We start from the raw sequence: 2230 nt of genomic DNA, 5'->3' as shown, positions 1-2230 counted from the left end.
ATATATGGTGCGCGGTCGGGGCTATGTGCGCGATGTCCGCGATCTGGAGCGGATCGTGCTGAAGGTCGACGCCGTCGGAACGCCAGTCACGGTGGGAGACGTCGCGCGCGTCGAACTCGGCCCCGACGAGCGGCGCGGCATCGCGGAACTGGACGGTGTGGGAGAGGCGGTCGGCGGCATCGTCGTCAAGCGCGACGGAGCGGATGCCTTGACGACGATCCGGAGCGTCAGGCAGCGGATCGCCGAGCTGCTGCCTAGCCTGCCGCCGGGCGTTTCCATTGTGCCGGTCTATGATCGCTCGGCCCTGATCCTGCGTGCCATCGCCACGCTCCGGCACACGCTGATCGAGGAGAGTCTCATCGTCTCCTTCGTCTGCGTCGTCTTCCTGCTGCACGTCCGCAGTGCGCTGGTCGCGATCGTGACCCTGCCTGTCGGCGTCCTGTTCGCTTTCCTGGCCATGCACATGATCGGTGTCGGGTCGAACATCATGAGTCTGGGCGGCATCGCCATCGCGCTCGGGGCGATGGTGGATGCGGCGATCGTGATGATCGAAAATGCGCACAAGCACGTGGAGCGGCTGGCGCCCGGTGAAGCGCGTGGCCCGGCGCTGCTGGCGGCGGCGAACGAGGTCGGGCCGTCGCTGTTCTTCAGCCTGCTGATCATCACCGTGTCCTTCCTGCCGGTGTTCGCCCTGGAGGGGCAGGAAGGACGATTGTTCAAGCCGCTCGCATACACAAAGACCTTTTCCATGGCGGGCGGCGCGCTGCTCGCGGTGACGCTGGTGCCGGTCCTGATGCTGGCCTTCGTGCGCGGCCGCATCCTTCCCGAAGCGCGTAATCCGATCAATCGCGTGCTGATCGCGCTCTATCGTCCCGTAATCCGCGTCGTGCTGCGGGGACCGGTCCTGCTCGTCCTCCTTGCGATCGGGATTGGCGCCGGTACGATCTATCCGGCGGCCCATCTGGGCAGCGAGTTCATGCCCGATCTGAACGAGGGGACATGGCTCTACATGCCGGTCACGCCGCCAGGTCTCTCGGTCACCAAGGCGGTCGAGCTGCTGCAGGGTCAGGACCGCATCATCAAGAGCTTTCCCGAGGTCCAGTCGGTGTTCGGCAAGGCCGGGCGCGCGGCGACGGCCACCGATCCGGCGCCCACGGAAATGTTCGAGACGGTGATCACTCTCAAGCCGCAAAGCGAATGGCCGGCCGGCATGACCCCGGACCAACTGAAGGCCGACATGAACCGGGCGCTTGACCTGCCGGGGGTGAGCAACGCGTGGACGCAGCCGATCCGCGCCCGCATCGACATGCTCGCCACGGGGATTCGTACCCCGGTGGGGGTGAAGGTGTTCGGGCCGGATCTGGGACAGCTCGCCAGAATTGCGGAACAGGTCGAGCAGGTCGTGCGCACCATTCCCGGAACCACCAGTGCGTTTGCCGAGCGCCTGGAGGGTGGCCACTATCTGGAGATTATACCCGACCGGAACGCGATCGCGCGCTATGGCCTGTCGGTCGACGATGTGATGCAGGTGGTGGCCACGGCGCTCGGCGGCCAGACGGTCACGACGACCGTGGAAGGGCGCGAGCGTTACGGCGTGAGCGTCCGCTACCCGCGTGACCTGCGCGATGACCCGCAGGCGATCGCCGAACAGGTGCTGCTGCCGACGCCGGGCGGGGCGATGATCCCGCTGGGGCAGGTGGCGGTGATCCGTCTCACCGGGGGACCGCCCTCGATCCGCACCGAGGATGCCCAGCTTGTCGCCTATGTCTATGTGGACCTGAACGGACGCGATATCGGCGGCTACGTCAACGACGCGGCCCGCGCCGTGCGCGAGCGGGTTACGCTCCCGCAGGGATACCGCGTCGCGTGGAGCGGCCAGTTTGAATATATGCAGCACGCCATGGCGCGGCTGAAGCTGGTCGTGCCGGCAACGCTGGTTCTGATCTTCGTGCTGCTCTATCTCAATTTCGGACGGATCACGGAGACGCTGATCGTGCTGCTGTCGGTGCCGTTTGCGCTGGTCGGTGGGATCTGGCTGACCTGGTGGTTGGGCTACAATGTCAGTGTCGCTGTCGTGGTGGGGTTCATCGCCCTCGCGGGTGTCGCGTCCGAGACGGGCGTGATCATGCTGATCTATCTCGACAATGCCTTGGCAGACGTCAGCGGCAGGGCCCAGGCCGAAGGGCGCGCACTGACGCGCGCGGACTTGAGGGCTGCGATCATGCACGGC

The 2230-nt window shown here is 66.2% G+C and carries 1 protein-coding gene; it reads left to right on the top strand.

What is annotated here, in order from left to right:
- Nucleotides 1-2230 (top strand): efflux RND transporter permease subunit (locus tag P792_RS34110; RefSeq protein ID WP_035440835.1); only part of this gene is annotated, 2230 nt, incomplete at both ends.

Source organism: Asaia sp. SF2.1 (genome assembly GCF_000505765.1).
In the GTDB taxonomy this organism is placed as follows: domain Bacteria; phylum Pseudomonadota; class Alphaproteobacteria; order Acetobacterales; family Acetobacteraceae; genus Asaia; species Asaia bogorensis.
This window is presented reverse-complemented; position numbering and strand designations above follow the sequence as displayed.